Source organism: Ruminococcus albus 7 = DSM 20455, assembly GCF_000179635.2.
Lineage (GTDB): Bacteria > Bacillota > Clostridia > Oscillospirales > Ruminococcaceae > Hominimerdicola > Hominimerdicola alba.
On sequence record NC_014833.1, the window covers coordinates 3,287,474 to 3,303,717 of the forward strand.

A 16,244-nucleotide genomic window follows, 5' to 3' on the forward strand; every position below is an offset into this window, starting at 1 on the left:
CGGACATATTTCTGCAAGAGTTGTACAAAAACGTACAACTTTTCGACCCAAATCACTGATAGTAGAAAGACATAATTTTTTTCTAAGCATGGCAAACATCCCGAATCCACCGCCGACACAGTCGTGGTTAGGGTTCGGACGTGGTGGTATGGGGGCACGGTGACTGCGTCGACCGTTACCCCGTTTGAAATAATATTTTATAGCAAAAGTTATTAAGAACAAAGAATAGATCCCACTTATGCGCACGATGGCAGGCAGTCGCCGACTATTACTACGGGATATGAGGCGGCGTGTTATACTGTATAAGAGGGAAACACCACCGACCCCCACGGCAAAAAACAGCCCCGAAGCGCACTTCGGGGCATAGTCCACATTTTACATTATTCTGATCTGATGACACATCAAAGAAAGATCTCATGAAGTCTGAATATCACGAAATCACCCACTTCCAGCGTAAGCGGAGGGTGTGTCTTTTCAAACCGTTCTCTTTCAGCGATATATTCTTCTATCTCTTCTCTCGTCTGAAAAAGACCGTACTGATTAAGCTTGAACTGCGGGAACACAAAAGGTATCTCATTATAAACCGCCGAATAATTATCCCCCGATGAATAGGCGTAGTCGTATCCAAGAAACACCTTTTCAACGTCGGGACACTCAAACCTCGGACGCGGTATGTCCGTTTCAGCCAGAAGCAGTCTGTATCTTATGTTTCGCTTTTCTGCTTCTTTTACGTATTTATATATATACTCCATATCATTGCAGGCAGCCACCCAATAATGATCGGGTATGTTATAAGTCATACCGATATCGATATGTTCATCATAGTATCCTTCAAAACTTTTGTCCGCATCTTCAACATAGTTCAGGAACCAGTTCTGCGCCGAATCCTTGCTGTAACCGCTGCCGTCCACGCCCTTGTAAGGATTATCCGTATATTCCTGAACGATAATTCCGTTTACTGTCATTTCTCTTTCACTCGTTCCAGTATTTCCTGTCAAGACTTCTGTACATCACCGTCTGCATCACATGGGCTTCGGTTATCATTTCGCTGTTATCCATATCAGCAACCGTCCGCGATACTTTCATCATCTTGTCGTAAGCGCGTCCCGAAAGCCCAAGGTCATCAAACACCCTGCCGAGGGTATTGCGTGCTTCATCGGTCATCCGACAGTACTCATGAAGTCTGTCGGGAGTTATCCTCGCATTGCAGGTTATTGAAGTCCCCTCGAATCTCGCCGTCTGTATATCACTTGCTTTCTGCACTCTCTCCCTTATCTCCGCCGAGGATTCCTCTTTCTGGGTCGATGACAGATCACCGTACTCAACGGGCTCGACTTCTATATGCACATCAAATCTGTCCAGCAGAGGCCCGCTTATCTTGTTGAGATAGTTCACCACCTGCTTGTGTGAACATATGCACTTTCGCGTGGGATGTCCGTAGTATCCGCATGGACATGGGTTCATGGCACCTATCAGCATGAATGAACAAGGATAGGTTATAGCGCCCGATGCGCGGGATATGGTCACCTGACGGTCTTCTATTGGCTGACGCAGTATCTCCAGGGATGCACGGGAGAATTCTGCCATTTCATCAAGGAACAGCAGACCGTTATGTGCAAGGGATATCTCACCTGGCTTAGGCACACTTCCGCCCCCTGCAAGACCTGCCGTGGACACCGTATGGTGAGGCGAGCGGAAAGGTCTTACCGTGATGAGTGGAGAATCCTTGTCGATATGTCCTGCCACTGAATGTATCTTGGTGGTCTCAATGGATTCCTCGAATGTCATGGCAGGGAGTATGGAAGGCATACGCTTTGAAAGCATGGATTTACCCGAACCGGGAGAACCCACCATAAGCACGTTATGACCTCCTGCCGCCGCCACCTCCAGCGCCCTCTTTGCAAAGCCCTGTCCGCGTACATCTGCAAAGTCAAGAGCGCCGAAATAGCTGACTTTTTCGGGCTTATACGGCTGTGCGGGAACTATCTCGGCTTTTCCTGCAAGATGATACACAAGCTCACCCAGCGAACCCACACCCATGCAGTCGATACCCTCTATCACCGAGGCTTCGCGCAGATTATCCAGCGGCACGAATATCCTTTTGATGCCGTTCTCACGCGCCATTATGACCATAGGCAGAACGCCCTGTACAGAACGTATCTCGCCATTGAGGGCTACCTCGCCTATGAACACGGAATCACGCATATACTCATCATTCGATATGCCCATTATCCTCAGTACTGCCACGGCTATTGCAAGGTCATGTACAGCACCCGTCTTTTTCACATCGGCAGGCGCAAGGTTCACCAGCACCCTCGCCTGCGGAAAATTTATGCCGCTGCTGCGGAAAGCCGAACGTATCCTCTCTCGGCTCTCCTTTACGGAGATATCCGCCATACCCACTATATCGAAGCTTTCAAGCCCCTCGGAGCTCTCTATCTCCACAGTGACGTCAAAGGCATTCAGCCCCAGCAGACCAAGGCTGTTTATACGCGCATACATCAGCTTCTGCCCTCTGCCTCAGCGGACAGCACGCCCTCATAGAAGTCAAGTATATCCCTGTAAACTTCCTCCCTGTTGAGTTCGTTTATCAGCTCGTGTCTTGCACCGTTGTATATCTTCATCTCAACATCGCAGTCATACAGCCGGAGCTTGTTGTAGACCTTCAGCACTCCCCTGCCGCAGTCCCCCACAGGGTCCTTGCTGCCCGATATGATATACGTGGGCAGTTCCTTCGGGTATACCTCGAACCACTTATTGCGGTTTACATAGTAGTTCACCCCAAGCAGATTCAGGAAGCCGTTGACAGTGAAGCTGAAATTGCAGTATGGGTCAGCCGAGTATTTTCTGACCTCCTCCGCATCACGGTTGAGCCAGCCTCCGCCGTCTCTGCCCGACTTTGAATTGTACAGACCGTACTTTCCGAACATCGCCTTATCGGTAAGGGGCGGTCTGAACCTGCTGCCCTTCACCTTTTCGATGCCCTGCAGATACAGCATCAGCTGTGACTCCGTACCCAGCAGTGCACCTGTGCCGCTGTAGATAATGCCGTCCAGTTCACCGGGATAAGCTGTGACATAAGCCCTGCCCATAAGACTGCCCATGCTGTGTGCGAACATGAAATAGGGTATGCCCTGGTACTCTTTCTTTATTATACGTGTAAGGCGGTGCATATCAGCCACACAGTGCTGCCAGCCGTCGCGCTCACTGATAAAGCCGCGCTCCTCGTTCTCATTCGGGTCTATGACACCGTCCTTTTCCTCGGCAAGCTTGGCAGCTGTCATGCCGTGTCCGAGATGGTCGTTGCCCACCACAAGGTAGCCGTTGTCATTGAGAAGTCTTGCAAACTCACGATAACGGCGCACATACTCACACATACCGTGAACGATCTGTATCACCGCTTTCGGCTGAATATCCTTTTTGGTGTATATCTCATAGTATATCTTCTTGCCCTTGTCACTTGAAGGGAAATATCTTTTTTCGGTAATGTATTCACTGTTTGACATAGTCTGTACCTCCTTTGATACTCGTTTTATCTATAGGTATCCGTGTTCGATGACTGTCCACGGAGAGCTTTCACTGTCCCTGACGACCACCGCCCGAACGTATTCCCGGCAGTGTATGCCGATGTTTGCGCCCTCACAGCCGTAGTTGTATTCTGTAAATCCCAGCACCATGCGGCAGTTGTCGGGATATCCGGGGTATTCTGCTTCGATATAGTCCTGAGATCCGATATCGTATTCCACATCGAGTACTGTGAACTTACAGCTGTTTATATATTCCGCCAGTTCATCTGCCGCCGATTTCTTATCTTCTTCGGTGAACCAAGAGGGTACATCCCCCTTGATCTCCAAGCCTTCAACGATACTTCCCGGCATGACCCCGATATCACGATAGGTCCTGATACTATCTGTCAAATCGATAACAAGTGCGATTATCAGCGTAAGTATTATCGGCGATAAAGTTATCGCAAACATGGCTATCCACCGGCGCAAAGGCGCTTTTTCGGCTTTGTCCGATCTATCTGCCTTGTGTTTCATACCGTTTTCTCCTTCTGCTTTACGGATCATCTTATATGAGCTTTATTATACCACAAAAGTTTCCAATAATCAAGTCAGATATAAACAAAAATTTGTCTATATTTCAAAAAACTCGGAAGTAATCGATTTTATATTGTTAAAAAATTTCTTTTCCCCTTGATAATATTTTTAATTATGGTATAATGTAATATAGTAATGCAGATATCCGGACATTGACGAACATAATTCCGCAGGGCGGAACAAATTTCTGATGAGGTGATGAAAATGAGCAAAGAAACTGAACTCTACAAGCTCTGGTGTGAGAAAGCTGTGGACGATCCCGATCTTCAGACTGAACTGAAAAGCATTGAGGGCGATGATGAAGCTGTCCTCGACCGTTTTTACAGAGATCTCGAATTCGGCACAGGCGGTCTGCGTGGCGTTATCGGTGCAGGCGCATACAGACTGAACATCTATACCATAAGACGTGCTACACAGGGCCTTGCTGACTATGTGAACGCTACTTTCAAGAATGCAAAGGTAGCTATATCCTACGATTCAAGAATAAAGTCAGATGTATTCGCAAAGGCTACCGCAGCTGTTATGGCAGCTAACGGCATCAAGGCATACATCTACAAGGAGCTTATGCCTACTCCCTGCCTTTCATGGGCAGTACGTGAACTGGGCTGTCAGGCAGGCGTTATGGTAACTGCTTCACACAACCCCGCTAAGTACAACGGCTACAAGGTATACGGTGAGGACGGCTGTCAGTTGACTATCGATGCTGCAAACGTTGTTACCGAGAAAATCGAGGCTGTTGATATGTTCGGCGGCGCTAAGTATATCGACTTTGAAGAGGGTCTGAAAAGCGGCATGATCGAGTACATCGGTCAGGACGTTATCGACAAGTACCTTGACAAGGTGGCTGAGCAGGGCATACATACCGATCTCGTTGCAGACAGCGGTCTGAAGGTGGTATATACACCTCTCAACGGCACAGGCAACAAGCCCGTTAGAGCTATACTGAAGAAAATAGGCATCAAGGAAGTTACAGTAGTTCCCGAGCAGGAGAACCCCGACGGAAACTTCCCCACCTGTCCTTTCCCGAACCCCGAGATCAAAGAGGCACTGGCTAAGGGTCTTGAACTCTGCAAGAGCGTAAAGCCCGACCTGCTGCTTGCTACCGATCCCGACTGTGACCGTGTAGGTATTGCAGTACCCGCTCCCGACGGCAGCTATGTACTGTTCTCCGGAAATGAAGTAGGCGCTATGCTGCTGAAATACGTTTGCCAGGAAAGAACAGCCCTGGGTACCATGCCCAAGGATCCTGTTGCTGTAAAGACTATCGTTACTACAGATATCTGCAGGAAGATAGCTGATGAGTACGGTGTTGAGCTGAGAAACGTTCTGACAGGCTTCAAGTTCATCGGTGAGCAGATAGGCTTCCTGGAGAAGGACGATCAGGCTGACAGATACATCTTCGGCTTTGAGGAGAGCTACGGTTACCTTGCAGGTTCCTATGTACGTGACAAGGACGCTGTTGTAGCTTCCATGCTGATCTGCGAAATGGCAGCATTCTACCGTACAAAGGGCATCACTCTGCTGCAGGCAAGAGAGGAGCTCTACAAGCAGTACGGCAACTATCTCCACAGCCAGGAATCCTTCCAGTGCGAGGGTGCAAGCGGCATGGAAAAGATGAAGGAGATCATGGCAGATCTGAGGACAAACGGCCCCAAGGAGATCGGCGGACTGAAAGTAACAGTATTTGCAGACTACAAGACCTCCGAGCAGACCGACATCGCAACAGGCAAGAAGACCGTTCTTACTCTGCCCAAGTCCGATGTACTGGTATTCGAGCTTGAACAGGGTGCAAGCGTTGTCATAAGGCCCTCGGGCACCGAGCCTAAGATCAAGGCTTACTACACCGCTATCGGTGATACAAGAGCTGACGCTGAAAAGACAGAGGCTGCACTGAAGGCAGACTTCAAGAAGATACTGGGCTTCTGATAAACCATTCTACCCGCAGGAACTTCCCTGCGGGTATTTTTATGCCATAAACAAACTGCGATAAGAATGCCAAAGAAGAGAGCTTTACGACAGTAGGCATAAAGAAGTTTTCAGACAAACATTGTAAGGCAGGTACAGCAAGCTAAAAAATAACCGAAAGGGTGCTTACAATGATTGATATGATTTACAACCTCCGTGTGGGTGATATTCACGCTGCTGAGTTCTCGGACGAGTTTAACGCTCTTTGTATCCCGTTCGAGGAGTCGCTGACCGAAGCCCAGCTCACCACCTTCCACAAGCTCCTCGACTGCGTGAGCGATACTGCCGCCGCTGAGATGAGAGCTGCGTACAAGGTCGGTTTTAAGGACGGGGTGGCTTTAATGAACGAGATAAATTCATAACTATGTATTGCCTGAAAGGTCTTATCTCTAATTGATTAGGGGTAAGACCTTTTTGTCGTGATAATCAACATTCGGTATTGACTCAAAGCCGCTAAAATGCTATAATATAATTAGATAGCTATACGCTGATTCGCCTATTATTGGCAAATAACGAGGTGTATTATGAAACCAATTCTTAAATACAGAGGTGGAAAGTCAAAGGAGATCCCGAATTTCTCCAGCTTTATACCAAAAGACTTTGATACCTATTTTGAGCCTTTCCTCGGTGGAGGAGCTGTTTTCTTTCATCTTGCTCCCCAGAAGGCTGTTATTAATGATATAAATGAAAAGCTCATTCAGTTCTATCTTGAATTACAGACAAATCCTACCGCTGTAAGAGAACAGTTAGATAGACTGCAAGCGTTATATGAAGCCAATCAAGCTGAATATGAACAGCTTAAAGCATTAACACCTGATGAGCGAGTGGAAAATAAAAACGAGGCTTTGTACTACCTTATAAGAGATATGTACAATCATAAAATCCCCATTGAGTATCTTGAGTCAGTTATCTACTTCTTCATCAATAAAACAGCATACTCAGGCATGATAAGGTTTAACGCCCAAGGCGAGTACAATGTTCCTTTTGGAAGATACAAGAACTTCAACACACAGTTAATTACTCCTGAGCATTTTGCGCTTATCAAATCAGCACATATTATGTCAGGCGATTACTCTAAAGTGTTTGAAATGGCAACCGAGAAGGATTTTATGTTTTTAGATCCACCATACGACTGTATATTTAATGATTATGGTAATATTGACTTCAAAAACGGCTTTGACGAAGAACAGCATCGTAGACTCGCTGCCGACTTCCGTAATCTGTCATGCAAAGCATTGATGATTATAGGAAAAACGGAACTTACAGAAGAATTATACGGTGAGTTCGTTAAGGGCGAATATGAAAAGTCTTATGCGGTCAATATAAGGAACAGATTTAAGTCTGAATCTATGCATATAATAGTAACAAACTATTAAAGGAGATATAGTTATGGCACGATTACAAGGTCGAACATTATTTTTCATTACTTCTCCTCGTTCTCCGTTCAAGATGATTCCTGAAATTTCCTTGCTTGTAAAAGATTTTACTGGTAAGGAGTGGAATACAACTACTCAAGAGGAGTTTATAAAGGAATTAGTTCAAGATGAGCATTTTGAAGGAACCGGCTCACCAAAGGATTTAGCTTTCAGCGCTCGTGATAGAATAAATAGAGGTCCGAAGGCATTAGGTTTTGTTGATTTAAAACCGTCCATACAATTAACAGATGCAGGAAAGAACTTCATTGATGAAGATTTGTGTGAAGAAGCACTGCTAAGGCAGCTCTTGAAATTCCAGTTACCGTCCCCGTATCATACCGAAACAACGAACCCTGATGTAACCTTCTGCGTTAAGCCTTACCTTGAAATCTTAAGATTGGTTTATACACTTGAAAAAGTCACTTTTGATGAAATAATGATTTTTGGTATGCAGCTTACAAGTTATACCAAATTTGATGAAGTTGTACAGAAAATATTGAAATTCAGAAAAGCTAAGGAAAATAACAGAGGTAGTTACAAAAACTTTATGGGAAAATATCGTGATGATGAGATATTTTCTATTTTTTCTGATGACATTCAGCAAGGCAATACCAAAACAAGAGAGTCAAAAGATGCTTCGGTAGCTAAATTTATAAAGACGAAAGCATCTAATCAGCGTGATTACACAGATGCTTGTTTTAGGTATCTAAGAGCAACTGGTCTTGTATCTATCTCTCAGAAAGGAAAATCCCTCTATATTACGCCTGAAAAGAAAGCTGAGGTTGAATACTATCTGAATAATATTGATAGGAAACCCGTATTTATTGATTCTGAAAGAGAATATAAAGCATACCTGTTTGATAGCACAGTTCCAACTCTGTACACAGATGATAGAGATAACATAATACAAGAACTCAGTGTTATATCTCCAGGTATCAGTTACGCAGATTGGGATATATTTGCACTCAAAAAGGAATTAAAGCATAAGCTGACCGAAAGAAAAGCTGGTATTATAAGCAAGCAGGTTAAGCGATTGAAAGACTATAAGGAGTATGCTGATGTCATTGGAACATTTGGCGATATTATGAATAAAGCCTACTATGACACTCCGCTTATGTTTGAATGGAATACTTGGCGAGCTATGACTATGCTTGATGGCGGCAACATTGTTGCAAATCTCAAATTTGATGATAATGGTGATCCGCTTTCAACAGCTTCAGGCAATATGGCTGACATTGTTTGTGATTACGGCAAATTCGCTCTTGCAGTTGAAGTTACAATGCAAAGCGGTCAAAAACAATACGAAATGGAAGGAGAACCTGTATCAAGGCATTTAGCTAAGCTCAAAAAGGAGACAGGAAAAGAAGCGTATTGTTTCTTCATTGCTCCTAAAATCAACGAATCCTGCATAGCTCACTTCTTTGTTCTTCACAAATTGAACTTGTCATCTTATGGTGGAGAATCAGTCATCATTCCTTTGGAATTAGATGTTTTCACAAAAATGGTCGAACAATCTGGTAAGGCAACTTACGAGCCTTCTCCGGAACAGGTGCATAAGTTCTGCAAGTATTCTATGGAAGTTGCTAAGAGTGTAAACAACGAGATGGAGTGGTATGAAAAGATCAGAAGCAAGGCTCTTGATTGGCTTGCAGCTTAAATGCGTATAATTGAATATACTCTATAACAATATAAGAGGATAATAATAAATGAAAACAGTTTTTGTGAAATATGGAAAGGAAGAACATTTACAGCAGATTGTTGATGGAAAGCTAAGATTTTCGCCTTCCCAAAACTATGTTAAAATGGAGGAACTTCTACATAACAAAGGACAAGGTGATTTGTTAGAAGGGAAAATGCCTTTACAAATCGAGGCTGCGCAGGTATACGATAAAGATACGAATGAATTAGTAGGGATTATGCCAAAACGCAGAATATTAATTAGCATTCAAGATGTTAATAATATGCCTGTATTTTGTCTTTCGTCGTATTCTATATCTGAGGACAATATGTTAAGTTTAGAGCATGAGCATTTAGATTCTATCAAAAGCGATTTCCCTGATGCAACTCACGCTTTAATCATTCAAAGTTCAGATACTTTCATAGAGGATGTAAAAAGTATTATTGGTCACAAGATAGTATCTGATCATATCAGATATTATGATTACTCTATTAATACAATGCAGATGTATATGTATTTAACAACTGGAGATGAAAAGATTGTACATAATAGCAGCATGACATATGATAACCGTTATCGTCATTTGCTATGTAAAGACATTTCGTTTTCTAATCAAAAAGAGTATAGATTTATTATTACTGATGAATTAATTGAAAAACCTGCATTTTATGATTTTCACTTTAATTCTCCGTACAAAATCCTCCCAATTGACGAATTATATAGAAACATAATTCTCGAATGACTTTATTCAATAAACCATAGCCTATTGGCACACACGTTTTCCGTTCCGCATAAGTCGTTATCGGAATAATGGAGCGTTCCATAACAGACAGATACCCAAAAGGTACACACTAACCGTAAGCGTTCTCTCTGAGCTTTCAGAGAGGACGCTTTTTTCATCGGTTAGTTTTCCGCTCCGCAGCAGTGTACGGCTCTGAGGGGCTTTTCCGTTCGCCAGACGGTCAAGCTGAGGTCGGCTCGGCAATGCCGTGAGTGGATTCATACTCCCTGACACGGCGGTAAAAGGTGTTTGCCGACATATCCATTCTCCACATAAAGTCCCTGCCTGTGATGTTCTTCGCTCTCCATTCCCCATAGAGCTGCCCGAACCTCGTCCAGTCGGTGGGGAGAGGTTTCCGTCCCGTGTACTTGCCCTGTGCCTTAGCGATCTCGATGCCCTCACGCTGTCGCTGTTTGAGCTGTTCACGCTCCAACTGTGAGAGTGCTGCGAACACGGTAAGCATAAATTTGCCCGTAGGCGTGTCTGTGTCGATGTTCTCCTTATGGCTGACGAGGGTAACACCCTTGTCGGTGAGAGTGTCGATGATGTTCAGCAAATCTTTCGTGGAGCGTCCCAGACGGCTTATGCTCTCGATGTAGAGGGTATCTCCCTCACGCACATAGTCAAGCATAGCCCTGAGCTGAGGACGGTCGGTGTTCGCTCCTGACAGCTTCTCGGAGAAGATGCGGTCAACCTGATAGTCGCACATGATTTCCTGCTGACGGGCGGTTTCCTGTCTTTCTGTTGATACACGAATATATCCGATTTTGCTCATAATTTTTTCCTTTCTTTATTCAAGTGTGTCTTTCTTCCTCTGCTGAGTGCGTTTTTTCTCTTGGTACTGCCTGTTACGCTCCTGCTGTTCCTTGTTTTGGAGATAGTTACGCACCTGTCGGGTGTACTTGTGTGCCGTGTCACGCTTAGTGACAAAGGCATTATGCTCAGGCAACAGAGCATTGTATTTCTCTTTCAGCTTGGTGGACTTCGCCTGCAAATCGTTCTGCTTAGGCATTTTCCCTTTGATGTAGTAAGGCTTGATATGCTCGGCAATATACTTGTCGGCTTCTTCAAATGCGTCGATAGCGGCAGCATTCTTCTTGCGGAAACTCTTTTGTGTAAAAGCAGAACGCTCCTGATACTCCTTGTATATAGCATAGTTCTGAGAATGCTGTTCCATCATCGCAATGAGCTTGTCTATCGGCTCTATCTTAGCTCTCAGCTTGGCAAGTTCGTCCGTGTGGTCATCAGGATGCTTGAAATTCCAGAAGAAGCCCCTGAGATCGTCAAGCGATGTGATACCGCCAGCTTCAAGGTCGGCAATCATCTTATCGCTGTCACGCATACCCCTGATCTCTGCCCACGGATCTTCTTTCTTTTCAGGTGCTTTACTCTCGGTAAGTGTGGGCTGTGGTATCGGGGCAGACGGTTCAGGCTTCGGCTCGGTGGGCTTTGCAGAAGATGCGTTAAGCATATCAAGCTGTGCCTGCCGTCTTGCTCGTCGGGCTGCAAAGAACTTCTCCACCTGTTCCGCAGCAGCTTTCCTCCTTGCGGTTTCACTCTTTTCTGTGATAGTATTAGGCTCGGCAGATTGTTTCGGCTTTGTCGGTGCGGTGACTGTCTGTGTCGGCTTCGGCTCGGTCTTTGGAACAACAGGCTTCGGCGGTTCGATAAGCATATCGGGAGTGACATTCGCCGCTGACAGCTTTTCCTGTATCTCTGCTATCTGCTCGGCTATGCGTTCGGGGGTGAAGTCTGCGCCCAGGGTGTCGGCTCTTGTAAACTTCTGTTGACCGTCACCTGATAGCCTGAATTTCAGCTTAACCTTATTGCTCGGCTTATACACATATTCGATACCGCACTCACTGCACTTTTCAAGAAAGTCCTTGAAGTCACGGCTGTAAAGCATGACCTCTGCAATTCTGACACGGAGTTTATCTTTCCACGACTTGCCCTCTTTCTGCATATCCCTCTCAAAGTGAGATACCCCATGTCCCTTTTCAGGCTCGGAGATAACAGATATACCGTGTTCGGCACATATCTCGTCCGAAATCTCACGCAGCTCTGCCCACGCTCTTTCTGACTTCCTGCCCTGATTATGCTCGGTGGTGAAGCTGAGTCCGTTATACAAATTTGTGTTGTTAAAAATGATGTGGCAATGCAGGTGCGACTTATCATGGTGGACGGCTATCACATACTGATAATCGCCTTTCAGATAACGGTCGCAAAGCTCCTCTCCGATCTGCATAGCTTGTTCGGGTGTGACTTCGCCAGGGGCAAAGCTCTGTATCATGTGGTAGGCAAGGATTTGGGTGCGTCCTGTTCCTGTGTTTCGGACGGCTCGGAAGTCCTCGCTTGCTCCTGCACTATCGGCTCGGCAAGCATAAGAGTTGACATATAAACCGTCGATGGTCTTATCTCCGTTTGTGATGTAAGCGATTGCTGCGCTGACTGTTGCCCGGATCGTATGGATAGAAGTATATGCCAAATTTCATTAACCCCTCTCTTTATCTCGGTAATATCCTCGGCATAGATGTGACCTGTGCTGTAAAGTCGGACAAGTATCTGATTGATGTTCGCTCCGATGCGTTTCATCAGGCGATTGCATTCGGCAATTTCGGAGCGGTCGGGAGTGAGATCAACCCTCGCCCGAACACAGTCACGGATATACTCGGTCTTGTTCTTGTACCCGTACTGCTCACACCTTGCTAAAATGTCCTGCATTTCCGATTCCGTAAAGCGAACATTTAGCGTGTAGGACTTCTTCTCCCTCTTGCGTTTCAGGTACTTGCGTTCATCGTCGGAAAGCTCGTCCTCGGACTTGTGTGCAAGGGTATCGTCAAGCTCGGCTCTGACCTCTTGGTCAAGTGCGTGATTGATAGCTCCCTCATAAGTCATACCCTCGAACTCCATAGCCTTGCGCTTGGGCGGTCTGCCACGCTTCTTTTTCTCGGTTTCCATAGTGGTGTCTCCTTTGTTTTTATTTCGGCGTAAGCCGATATTTTTTTGACCGCTGTGCGGTCATTTCGGGGCTTGGGGTGTACCCAACAAGCATTTGGTATTTTCGCTCGCTGTGCGGCGCAAAATACAATGCTTGTTATTTTTGTTGCGCTATGGCGCATATTTTTTCGCCTGAGCTTATCTCTCTGCTCAGGCTTTCGATGCTCCGTCAGCGAATTCGTGGAGCGAATGCGACATCTCTCACCGCCGCTTCGGTCGGCGGTATCTCGCTCACGCTCCAGCGTGATGCTTTCAATCATCATCGGTGTCAATATTCTAAACTGGTACGGCGCAGTTTCAGCGCAATGAGGGCGGCAATCTGGTGAAAAGTTTGCCGTTGAAATTATCCCCATAACAACTTGACGAACTCGAAAACTCTAATGGCGCACAAAGTTCATGCGCCCTGCGAATAGACAGATAGCTCCGAAATTTGCTATAATATTATCGTGGGGTTAAATCAAATCCTGCGATACTCCAAACCGAAAAGAGGTGATGCGAATGAGCAAGAAAGCTAAGAGTGAGGTCGCTGACAACTCTGCTGATACCGTCATGGACGGAGTGCTGTCTGAAAATCAGGCAAAGCTCAACAAACTGAACAGTTCTATTCAGGCAGCCTATGAACGCCGTCGTAAGATTATTACGGACAGCAAACTCTACACCTACGATAAGCTCTCACAGCTTTACGGTGGTGCTGAGGGGCAGGCACTTCTCGATGCAGTCACTGCGGAGCATATGCTGATCGGCAAACTGACCGACAGCGGAATGTCCTACGCTGACATCGAGGGGCTGGTCGATAGCTCTGACGGTGCAGACAACAAGTCGGGCAATGTTTCCAACAACGGCTCTGCCGATGATGAATTTGTCGGGCAAACTTCTTTCTTCGGAGATAATTCCTACAAGGATTAACATATTTCCGACAACAAAACGATAGCTGTGAGAGGGACGGCAGCAATGCCGTTCCGCACGGCTATAATCACAACCAACAACCATGAGGGTAAGAGATATAAAGCGAAGCCCTCAAACCAAAAGCATAGAAACAGACAAGCTAAAGGAGAAAAATTCGCTATGAATGAAACAACAACTGCCGCCGTTGCGGTAACAGATAACGTGTCCGAGTATCATATCGGGCATACAACATACAGAGTGAAAACTGTCTTTAACCCAGCTTTTCGGGAGAGCCTGAGCGATATACTTGCAAGGCTCATCACAGAGGACTGTGAGAAAATGCTCGGTGAATCCGGACAAGAACAGGACAAGCAGGCTGTGTGAAATTTTAGCTTGGTGTGTATTGACTTTTTCGGCAATGCGCGCTAAACTATTATCATAGCTTGCTGTATCCTGTCGGAAAGTGAGGTTATTATGCAAGACAAGATCACAGCTTTATACTGCCGTCTTTCGCAGGACGATATGTTGGACGGCGAGAGCAACAGTATTACCAACCAGAAAGCAATTTTGCAGAAATTCGCTGAGGACAACGGCTTTCCAAATCCGACTTTCTACGTCGATGACGGAGTGAGTGGCACGACTTGGGAGCGTGAGGGCTTCAAAGCGATGATGTCGGACATTGAGGACGGCAAGGTCGCTACGGTAATCACTAAGGATTTGAGCCGATTAGGTCGTGACTACCTGAAAACAGGTGAGCTGATCGAAATGGTGTTTCCTGACTACGATGTTCGCTACATTGCCGTCAACGATAATGTTGACACGGCAAAGTCCGAGAACGAACTGCTTGCTTTCAAGAACATTTTTAATGACTGGTACGCCCGTGATTGCAGTAAGAAGATCCGTGCTGTGTTCAGGGCAAAGGGACAGTCGGGCAAGCACCTGTGTCCGCCCGTGTACGGCTACAAGAAGTCCGATACCGACAAGAACCTGTGGGTAATTGATGAGCCTGCCGCCGAGGTGGTACGCAAGATTTTCAAGCTCTGCATTGACGGCTACGGTCCGGTGCAGATTGCCCGTATCTTGACCGAACAGGGTATCCCTACACCGACTGCCTACGCATTGTCGCAAGGTCGTGATAACGGACGGCATAACGCAAAGACCTACCGCTGGGGTGCAAATACGATTACCCATATCCTTGAACGCCTTGAATACTGCGGTCACACGGTCAACTTCCGCACAAAGATGAAGTCCTACAAGGTACATAAGATCATCTACAATCCGGAGGACGAGTGGCAGATCTTCGAGAATACGCAAGAGCCTATCATTACTCAGGAAACATTCGACTTGGTGCAGGAGCTTCGCAAGAATAAGCGCAGACCGCAGAAATGCGAAATAGTGAATCCGTTCGCAGGAATGGTTTACTGTGCCAACTGCGGAGAGAAGATGTACCTGAGCCGCCGCAAGAACGAGCGTCCCGAACAGGAACACATGAGATGCTCCACCTACGCAAAGGAACAGGACAAATGCTCGGTGCATTATATCCGCACTTGCGTACTCAACGAAATTGTCCTCGGTGAGCTGAACAAGCTCCTGACGATGGTCAGAGGCAATGAGGAGGAGTTTGTCAAGCGTGTCATGAGCAGTTCCGTACAGCGTAAATCCTCAGAGCTTACAAAAGCAAAGAAAACGCTGAAACAGGCTGAAAAGCGTATCGCTGAACTGGACAAGCTCTTTACAAGGCTTTATGAGGATAATGTACTCGGCAGGCTGTCGGACGAGCGTTTCACGATGATGTCGGCAGGATATGAGGAAGAACAGGCAAAGCTGAAAGCCACTGTTGCGGAACTTACTGCCTTTGTCGAAACGGCTGAACAGAAGTCCTCTGATGTAACGGCGTTCCTCAATGTCATCAAGCAATATGAGCATATCACGGTGCTTACTCCGAAGATCATGCACGAACTGATTGACAGGATAGTAGTCCATGAAGCAGACAAGTCCAGCGGAAAGCGAATCCAGGATATTGTCATTCACTATCGTTTTGATGTGGCGGTATCGACGATTTCCGTTGAAACAGGTAAATATGGAAAAAAGGTCGCATAACCGACGGTGTTATGCGACTACACTAAGGGAGAAAAAACTTCTATATCACTACTGTGCTTTTGGTCAAGCTTTTCGCGAAAAGCTTGCGGGGAGTTTGAGGGGCGGAGTCCCTCAATCACCAAGGGAAGAAACCAAAATGCAATGCGAACTATAAGAGCGAAACAAACTCCCGACCCAAAAGGCGCGGCAATAAAAGAACTCGGAGCGCGGACAAACAAACGTTCACGCTCTAACTTTGTGCGTATATATTGCCGCGCCCGTCATCGGACAGCGAAGCGCTTCCGATGACTCGCCCCGTAAGGGGCGACCTTGTCCATCGCAGT

The 16,244-nt window shown here is 46.1% G+C and carries 14 protein-coding genes and 1 pseudogene; 8 read left to right on the forward strand and 7 right to left on the reverse strand.

The window, feature by feature from the left end:
• Window positions 1-401: 401 nt before the first annotated feature.
• The 4 genes from RUMAL_RS14820 to RUMAL_RS14835 are packed head-to-tail and all read right to left on the reverse strand — an operon-like array spanning window position 402 to window position 4,040.
• Window positions 402-965, reverse strand: coding sequence for a hypothetical protein (locus RUMAL_RS14820; protein ID WP_013499495.1), 564 nt, complete (start codon window positions 963-965; stop codon window positions 402-404).
• Between the two features lie 7 nt (window positions 966-972).
• A complete protein-coding gene (locus RUMAL_RS14825; RefSeq protein WP_013499496.1) occupies window positions 973-2,502 on the reverse strand; it encodes a YifB family Mg chelatase-like AAA ATPase in 1,530 nt (509 codons plus the stop codon).
• The gene (locus tag RUMAL_RS14830; protein ID WP_013499497.1) at window positions 2,502-3,506 is read right to left on the reverse strand and encodes an alpha/beta fold hydrolase; all 1,005 of its coding nucleotides are present in this window, start codon (window positions 3,504-3,506) and stop codon (window positions 2,502-2,504) included. The genes RUMAL_RS14825 and RUMAL_RS14830 overlap by 1 nt, the downstream gene beginning before the upstream one ends.
• A gap of 30 nt (window positions 3,507-3,536) precedes the next feature.
• Complete coding sequence (locus tag RUMAL_RS14835; protein WP_013499498.1) at window positions 3,537-4,040, reverse strand: hypothetical protein; 504 nt, start codon at window positions 4,038-4,040, stop codon at window positions 3,537-3,539.
• A gap of 264 nt (window positions 4,041-4,304) precedes the next feature.
• Here RUMAL_RS14835 and RUMAL_RS14840 point away from each other — a divergent pair, with 264 nt between their 5' ends.
• The 5 genes from RUMAL_RS14840 to RUMAL_RS14860 all read left to right on the forward strand — a co-directional run bounded on the left by RUMAL_RS14840 (window position 4,305) and on the right by RUMAL_RS14860 (window position 9,900).
• Window positions 4,305-6,026, forward strand: coding sequence for a phospho-sugar mutase (locus tag RUMAL_RS14840; RefSeq protein WP_013499499.1), 1,722 nt, complete (start codon window positions 4,305-4,307; stop codon window positions 6,024-6,026).
• Window positions 6,027-6,196: 170 nt separating this feature from the next.
• Complete coding sequence (locus RUMAL_RS14845) at window positions 6,197-6,427, forward strand: DUF6809 family protein (RefSeq protein WP_013499500.1); 231 nt, start codon at window positions 6,197-6,199, stop codon at window positions 6,425-6,427.
• Between the two features lie 162 nt (window positions 6,428-6,589).
• Window positions 6,590-7,441 (forward strand): DNA adenine methylase, encoded by an 852-nt coding sequence (locus tag RUMAL_RS14850; RefSeq protein ID WP_013499501.1) that lies wholly within the window; start codon window positions 6,590-6,592, stop codon window positions 7,439-7,441.
• Window positions 7,442-7,454: 13 nt separating this feature from the next.
• A complete protein-coding gene (locus RUMAL_RS14855; RefSeq protein WP_013499502.1) occupies window positions 7,455-9,137 on the forward strand; it encodes an AlwI family type II restriction endonuclease in 1,683 nt (560 codons plus the stop codon).
• A 49-nt stretch (window positions 9,138-9,186) separates the two neighbouring features.
• Window positions 9,187-9,900 (forward strand): hypothetical protein, encoded by a 714-nt coding sequence (locus RUMAL_RS14860; RefSeq protein ID WP_013499503.1) that lies wholly within the window; start codon window positions 9,187-9,189, stop codon window positions 9,898-9,900.
• A 220-nt stretch (window positions 9,901-10,120) separates the two neighbouring features.
• Here RUMAL_RS14860 and RUMAL_RS14865 read toward each other — a convergent pair whose 3' ends face one another.
• The 3 genes and pseudogenes from RUMAL_RS14865 to RUMAL_RS22870 form a co-directional block, all read right to left on the reverse strand.
• Window positions 10,121-10,714, reverse strand: a complete 594-nt coding sequence (locus tag RUMAL_RS14865) for a recombinase family protein (protein ID WP_013499504.1) — start codon at window positions 10,712-10,714, stop codon at window positions 10,121-10,123.
• A gap of 15 nt (window positions 10,715-10,729) precedes the next feature.
• Window positions 10,730-12,310: pseudogene (locus tag RUMAL_RS14870) on the reverse strand (relaxase/mobilization nuclease domain-containing protein); the annotation flags it as partial.
• Window positions 12,226-12,897 carry a plasmid mobilization protein gene (locus RUMAL_RS22870; protein ID WP_013499506.1) on the reverse strand — a complete coding sequence of 224 codons (672 nt, stop codon included), beginning with the start codon at window positions 12,895-12,897 and terminating at the stop codon, window positions 12,226-12,228. The pseudogene RUMAL_RS14870 and the gene RUMAL_RS22870, both read right to left, overlap by 85 nt.
• 537 nt (window positions 12,898-13,434) lie before the next feature.
• On the opposite strand from RUMAL_RS22870, the gene RUMAL_RS14880 reads away from it, so the two are divergent.
• From RUMAL_RS14880 to RUMAL_RS14890, 3 genes are all read left to right on the forward strand, one after another.
• Window positions 13,435-13,842 (forward strand): hypothetical protein, encoded by a 408-nt coding sequence (locus tag RUMAL_RS14880; protein WP_013499507.1) that lies wholly within the window; start codon window positions 13,435-13,437, stop codon window positions 13,840-13,842.
• Window positions 13,843-14,001: 159 nt separating this feature from the next.
• A complete protein-coding gene (locus tag RUMAL_RS14885) occupies window positions 14,002-14,205 on the forward strand; it encodes a transposon-encoded TnpW family protein (protein WP_028504102.1) in 204 nt (67 codons plus the stop codon).
• 90 nt (window positions 14,206-14,295) lie between these two features.
• Complete coding sequence (locus RUMAL_RS14890) at window positions 14,296-15,921, forward strand: recombinase family protein (protein WP_013499509.1); 1,626 nt, start codon at window positions 14,296-14,298, stop codon at window positions 15,919-15,921.
• Window positions 15,922-16,244 lie beyond the last annotated feature (323 nt).

Excerpts from the sequence above, each read along its gene's own strand:
- RUMAL_RS14820 (WP_013499495.1), bottom strand. The coding sequence starts at position 965 with ATGACAGTAAACGGAATTATCGTTCAGGAATATACGGATAATCCTTAC.
- RUMAL_RS14825 (WP_013499496.1), bottom strand. The coding sequence starts at position 2,502 with ATGTATGCGCGTATAAACAGCCTTGGTCTGCTGGGGCTGAATGCCTTT.
- RUMAL_RS14830 (WP_013499497.1), bottom strand. The coding sequence starts at position 3,506 with ATGTCAAACAGTGAATACATTACCGAAAAAAGATATTTCCCTTCAAGT.
- RUMAL_RS14835 (WP_013499498.1), bottom strand. The coding sequence starts at position 4,040 with ATGAAACACAAGGCAGATAGATCGGACAAAGCCGAAAAAGCGCCTTTG.
- RUMAL_RS14840 (WP_013499499.1), top strand. The coding sequence starts at position 4,305 with ATGAGCAAAGAAACTGAACTCTACAAGCTCTGGTGTGAGAAAGCTGTG.
- RUMAL_RS14845 (WP_013499500.1), top strand. The coding sequence starts at position 6,197 with ATGATTGATATGATTTACAACCTCCGTGTGGGTGATATTCACGCTGCT.
- RUMAL_RS14850 (WP_013499501.1), top strand. The coding sequence starts at position 6,590 with ATGAAACCAATTCTTAAATACAGAGGTGGAAAGTCAAAGGAGATCCCG.
- RUMAL_RS14855 (WP_013499502.1), top strand. The coding sequence starts at position 7,455 with ATGGCACGATTACAAGGTCGAACATTATTTTTCATTACTTCTCCTCGT.
- RUMAL_RS14860 (WP_013499503.1), top strand. The coding sequence starts at position 9,187 with ATGAAAACAGTTTTTGTGAAATATGGAAAGGAAGAACATTTACAGCAG.
- RUMAL_RS14865 (WP_013499504.1), bottom strand. The coding sequence starts at position 10,714 with ATGAGCAAAATCGGATATATTCGTGTATCAACAGAAAGACAGGAAACC.
- RUMAL_RS22870 (WP_013499506.1), bottom strand. The coding sequence starts at position 12,897 with ATGGAAACCGAGAAAAAGAAGCGTGGCAGACCGCCCAAGCGCAAGGCT.
- RUMAL_RS14880 (WP_013499507.1), top strand. The coding sequence starts at position 13,435 with ATGAGCAAGAAAGCTAAGAGTGAGGTCGCTGACAACTCTGCTGATACC.
- RUMAL_RS14885 (WP_028504102.1), top strand. The coding sequence starts at position 14,002 with ATGAATGAAACAACAACTGCCGCCGTTGCGGTAACAGATAACGTGTCC.
- RUMAL_RS14890 (WP_013499509.1), top strand. The coding sequence starts at position 14,296 with ATGCAAGACAAGATCACAGCTTTATACTGCCGTCTTTCGCAGGACGAT.